This window comes from Candidatus Propionivibrio aalborgensis, assembly GCF_900089945.1.
GTDB classification, from domain to species: domain Bacteria; phylum Pseudomonadota; class Gammaproteobacteria; order Burkholderiales; family Rhodocyclaceae; genus Propionivibrio; species Propionivibrio aalborgensis.
In genome coordinates this window covers 1-5,046 of record NZ_FLQY01000220.1, presented here as the reverse complement: position 1 = coordinate 5,046, position 5,046 = coordinate 1, and the positions used below count along the sequence as shown (strand labels likewise).

Genomic DNA, 5,046 nt, shown 5'->3' with positions numbered 1-5,046 from the left:
GCCCCCTCTTTCCCTTATGCAAATCTTCACGGTTGGCGGCGCGGTCCGCGACGAATTGCTGGGCTTGCCGGTGCAGGACCGCGACTATGTCGTCGTTGGCGCGACGCCCGAGGAAATGCTGGCGCGCGGCTTCAAGCCGGTTGGCAAGGACTTCCCCGTATTCTTGCACCCGAAAACGCACGAGGAGCACGCGCTTGCCCGTACTGAGCGCAAGACCGGCCAAGGGTACCAGGGCTTCTCCTTTCATGCTGCTCCCGAGGTCGGACTCGAAGAAGACCTGGCTCGTCGCGACCTGACCATCAATGCCATTGCTCGCGCCGACGATGGTTCACTGACTGACCCGTTTCACGGTGTGGCCGACATCGAAGCGCGGGTACTGCGCCATGTCGGACCGGCCTTCATTGAGGACCCGGTACGCATTCTGCGCGTCGCCCGATTTGCCGCGCGCTTCACCGATTTTTCAGTTGCCCCGGAGACTGTCGAGCTGATGCGCCAGATGGTCGTCAGAGGCGAGGCGGATCATCTGGTTGCCGAACGCGTCTGGCAGGAACTGGCCAAAGGGCTGATGGAAGCAAAACCCTCGCGCATGATCTATATGCTGCGCGAATGCGGTGCACTGGCGCGCCTGCTACCCGAGCTTGATCGTTTGTTCGGCGTGCCGCAGCGTGCCGATTTCCATCCTGAAATCGATACCGGCGTGCATGTCATGATGGCACTCGATCATTCCGCACAGCAGGGCTATGGCTTGCCGGTACGCTTTGCCGTACTTTTGCACGATCTCGGCAAGGGGCTGACACCGGCGACCGAACTGCCACGCCATGTGGGGCACGAGGCGCGCAGCGTCATGCTGGTCGAGGAATTGTGTGCAAGACTCAGGACTCCGGCAGGCTGTCGCGATCTGGCACTCCTGGTTGCGCGTCATCATGGCGATATTCGCCGTGGTCCTGAAATGAGCGCAGCTACCGTTACCAAGCTCCTGGAAAACGCCGATGCGCTGCGCCGTCCGCATCGTTTCAGACAACTTCTCGATGCGTGTGCCTGCGATTTTCATGGCCGACTCGGCTGGGAAGACAAGCCGATCCCCTCGCCGGAGTTGTTCCTGATTGCGCTGGACGCGATTCGCGCCATTGACGCAGCCGCCATTGCGCGCAGTTGCAAGGACGCGTCCCAGATTCCCCAGCGCTTGTACGATGCACGGGTGGTCGCAGTAAAGAAGGCTTTGGCACCCCCGGACTGATTCGGTGCAAGGATCAAGCGCCGACCGGTTGACCACGTGTGATTTGGCGATTCGGGAAGACGCTGGTTACCCTTGATCTTGCGTCTTGTTCAAGATCGCTTCCGAACGGCCTTCTTCGCCGAACTTGCCGTCGAAACGTATAGGTCCGATTTCCGATTTCAGCCAGTTGATTAGCGCTCGTGTTCGTGCCGGCAGCAGCCTCGACTGTGGATACAGAAGGTGAATCGGCCGGGGTGGCGGTTCGTAGTCGGCCAAAACAATCTTCAGCGCGCCTGACCGCAAGTGCGGCGCAACCTGGTAAGAAATGAACATGCCGAAGCCGAGCCCGGCCAGACAAGCCCTGGCGACCGGTGCAGCCTGGTTGAACGTCAGCGATCCCTGGACGGGCAGCGTGAAAACCTTCCCCCGATCATAGAAGGTCCACCAGGGCGCTCTGCTACCGATGAATCGAAGGCAGTTGTGGTTGAGCAACTCACGGGGATGCAGCGGCGTACCGTGTTGCTCAAGGTAGCCCGGCGCGGCGACAACAACACGGCGCAGATGACCGAGCCCTTGTGCAACCAGGGTCGAATTCTCGAGTTCTCCAATGCGCACACCGAGATCGAATCCTTCTTCGATCAGATTGACCACGCGATCCAGCAACTGCACATCGACACTCACTTTCGGGTAGCGCTGAACAAAGCGCGTGATGGCATCGCAAACATGCAATTGCCCGAAGAGCACGGGTGCCGTGATGCGCAGCACGCCTTGAGGCTCGGCTTCCTCGTCACGCAATTCAGCTTCGGCCTCGGCTGTCAGGCTCAATATCTGGCGGCTCCGTTCGAGATAGCGTCGGCCCTCTTCGGTAATGGAGATACGGCGCGTAGTGCGGTTGAAGAGACGCACGCCAAGGCTTTGTTCCAACTGAGCCAAGCTGCGCACAACGGCTGGCAATGAACTGTTGAGGACTTCAGCCGCCGCAGTCAGGCTACCCGCATCGGCGATCGCGACAAAGGTTTGCATCGCTTTTAGCTTGTCCATGCGGATCGATTGCTCCACAAATCGGATTAGTTTAATACTTGTTTAGGTATTTATTCAGCTTCATTGAAAGACGACGATGACTCCTTCTTCCATACCGAGGGTCCCATCATGTCCAGCAAGCAGCCAGATCAACCCATCCGTTTCCACAGCTTTCCCTATTCCGGCCACTGCCACCGCGTGGCTCTGCTGTTGTCGGACCTGCAACTTCCGCACGAAACGATCAATGTCGATCTGGCCAATAAAGCGCAGAAATCGGAAGCGTTCCTGGCCATGAACCCCTTTGGCCAGGTGCCCGTGATCCAGGACGGCGATGTGACCATTTCCGATTCGCTGGCCATCCTTACCTACCTTTCCGAACGTTATGGCGCAGGGCGTTGGGCGCCGCGCACTCCAATTGAAGCCGCCGAAATCCAGCGTTGGTTCGCACTGGCCGCCGGGACTCTCGCTTTTGGTCCGGCGGCAGCGCGCGCAAGCAAGCTCTTCAATGCACCGGTCGACCTACCTGCCGCTCAGGCACGCAGCCTTGCACTATTCGATGTAGTGGACCGGCATCTGGCTCAGCGCGACTATTTGGCCCGGCAGAGCCTGACGCTCGCCGATCTCGCTTTCTACGCCTATGTCGCGCGCGCACCGGAAGGCGGCGTTTCGCTTGATCCGTACTCGCATATCCGCAGTTGGCTTGCGCGGGTCGAATCCATGCCGCGCTTCGTCCCGATGCCGGAATTTCCGAAGCGTTGAGCTAGCCAGCAATGGAACCGAATGGGGCATTCCACCATGGCGAACGCGCCATGCAAGCCACAATGGGCGCGGCGGACCGACTTGCGCAGGTGGGGGCAGTTGCGATACGCGACCATATGCCGCGGCAACACCGCGACTTCTTTGCCTCGCTGCCGTTTCTGGTAGTCGGGTCGATTGATCAGTCCGGGCAACCAACCGCCTCAATTCTGGCTGGCCCACCCGGATTCGTGCAGACACCGGATGAACGGCACCTGCGTGTCGCTGCGCTGCCTCTCGCATACGACCCACTGGATCTCAACCTGCAGAGTGGCGCGCCGCTTGGCATCCTGGGGATTCAACCGCATACGCGCCGCCGCAATCGCGTCAATGGCCGCGTCACTCTACTGGACGAACATGGTTTTACCCTGGCCGTTGAACAGAGCTTTGGGAACTGCCCGAAATACATTCACGCTCGTGAGCCGAGCTGTGTGCAGCAGGCGTCGGAAGCGAAACTGATCTGCGATGAAGGGCTGCCAGATAGTGCCCGCGTCATGATTGCTCAGGCAGATACCTGCTTTATCGCGAGCGCGCATCCGGACGCACTGGCCGCGGACGCCCGTTCACATGGCGTTGACGTTTCGCATCGAGGTGGCCCCTCCGGATTTATCAGGATCATGCCAGACGACACATTGATGCTCCCGGATTTTCCAGGGAATCGATTCTTCAACACGTTCGGCAATCTTGCCCTCAACCCGTTTGCCGGAATCATGATCTTGGACTACGTCGCAGGCGATGTCTGGCAGTTCGATGTGTCATGCCAGATCGTCACGGACCCCGATCAGATCCCCCTGGATCCGCAAGCAGAACGCGTTTTGATGTGCAAGGTGATGCGTACGCGCAGGGCCTTGGCAGCCATGCCATTGCGCTGGGGCGAGGTGAAATCGACCAACTCGAAGTGACCGCTTCAAAGGGTCGCGCTGCGGTCGCCATGCGCAAAGCCGATCAGCGTCGCATCAATACCCTTGCCAAGCGCAAGAACCTTGAACAGCTCGCCCATCTCGGCCGGCGAAATCAGTTTGTTTGCGGCCTGCGCCTGCGGCAGGTAGCGCTTGTGGTCTTCGGCTGGAGTGCGCGCCAGCACTTCGGTCAATCCGCAGTTGAGCAGGAAGGCCGCCTGTGTCGTATAGCCGAGCAGCTCCAATCCGGCATCGAATCCCGACTCGACAATCGCCGTGAAATCGACGTGAGCCGTGATGTCCTGCAAGCCCGGTAGAAAGAACGGATCGCCGTGCGCATGATGACGGTAGTGGCACATCAGCGTGCCGGTGTTGCGTTGCGGATGGTAAAACTCGTGGCGCGGAAAACCATAATCGATGAGCAGTAAGGCGCCTTTGCCGAGAATCCCGGCCCAGGCCGCCGTCCAGTCTGTGGAGGCCAGACCAATCTCGCTCAGGTAACCCGGTGGCAGCGGGCATTCGGCAGCCAGCGCATGTGCACGGTCGAGGACGCGACCCTCGGCGGGTCGGTCGAGCCAGACGAAGGCGTTGTTCTTCCAGCCGACGCCGCGTTCAAGAATCGCGTGATCGTCACCTCCGCGGCCCCAGACCACCAGATGCACCGGCATGGCGTCGAGCAGTTCATTGGCTAGAACCAGTCCGTCGAAGCGTTCGGGCAAGTGATCGAGCCAATCGACGCGATCAAGCAAATGCGGCGCGCTGTGGCCGATCGTGTCCCGCTGGCGTTCCCGCAATTCGCCGGACAGGTCGAGAATGGCGTAGCGCTCGGGAAGCGAATCGCGCAGTTCGAGTTCGAGCAGCAGGTCGACGGCAAGCCTCCCGGAACCAGCGCCGACCTCGACAATCTGCGGCGCGCTCAGCGCAAGAATCTGCGCCACCTGTGCCCCGAGTGTCTGGCTGAAAGCCGCCGAAATCTCCGGCGCGGTGACGAAATCCCCGGCAGCGCCGAACTTGTGCGCACCGCCCGAGTAATACCCCATCCCTGGTGCATAGAGCGCGATTTCCATGAAGCGATCAAAGCCGATCCAGCCGTCGCCGGATTCGATTTCATCGGCG

At 60.2% G+C, this 5,046-nt stretch carries 5 protein-coding genes; 3 read left to right on the top strand and 2 right to left on the bottom strand.

Features of this window, described 5'->3' with window-relative positions:
- Positions 1-16: 16 nt before the first annotated feature.
- On the top strand, positions 17-1,237 hold the full coding sequence (locus tag PROAA_RS11185; RefSeq protein ID WP_186411422.1) for a multifunctional CCA addition/repair protein: 1,221 nt from the start codon (positions 17-19) through the stop codon (positions 1,235-1,237).
- Positions 1,238-1,303: 66 nt separating this feature from the next.
- Here the strand turns inward: PROAA_RS11185 and PROAA_RS11180 are convergent, their stop codons facing one another.
- On the bottom strand, positions 1,304-2,257 hold the full coding sequence (locus PROAA_RS11180) for a LysR family transcriptional regulator (protein WP_186411420.1): 954 nt from the start codon (positions 2,255-2,257) through the stop codon (positions 1,304-1,306).
- A gap of 108 nt (positions 2,258-2,365) precedes the next feature.
- Between PROAA_RS11180 and PROAA_RS11175 the strand changes: the two genes are divergently transcribed.
- Positions 2,366-2,995, top strand: a complete 630-nt coding sequence (locus PROAA_RS11175) for a glutathione S-transferase family protein (RefSeq protein ID WP_222102222.1) — start codon at positions 2,366-2,368, stop codon at positions 2,993-2,995.
- 50 nt (positions 2,996-3,045) lie between these two features.
- The gene (locus PROAA_RS11170) at positions 3,046-3,933 is read left to right on the top strand and encodes a pyridoxamine 5'-phosphate oxidase family protein (RefSeq protein WP_222102221.1); all 888 of its coding nucleotides are present in this window, start codon (positions 3,046-3,048) and stop codon (positions 3,931-3,933) included.
- Positions 3,934-3,938: 5 nt separating this feature from the next.
- Here the strand turns inward: PROAA_RS11170 and PROAA_RS11165 are convergent.
- Positions 3,939-5,046, bottom strand: a 1,108-nt coding sequence (locus PROAA_RS11165) for a class I SAM-dependent methyltransferase (protein WP_186411418.1), incomplete at its 5' end; no start/stop codon positions are given.

Bases quoted from the DNA above. Each gene is read 5' to 3' on its own strand.
- PROAA_RS11185 (WP_186411422.1), top strand. From the start codon at position 17: ATGCAAATCTTCACGGTTGGCGGCGCGGTCCGCGACGAATTGCTGGGC.
- PROAA_RS11180 (WP_186411420.1), bottom strand. From the start codon at position 2,257: ATGGACAAGCTAAAAGCGATGCAAACCTTTGTCGCGATCGCCGATGCG.
- PROAA_RS11175 (WP_222102222.1), top strand. From the start codon at position 2,366: ATGTCCAGCAAGCAGCCAGATCAACCCATCCGTTTCCACAGCTTTCCC.
- PROAA_RS11170 (WP_222102221.1), top strand. From the start codon at position 3,046: ATGCAAGCCACAATGGGCGCGGCGGACCGACTTGCGCAGGTGGGGGCA.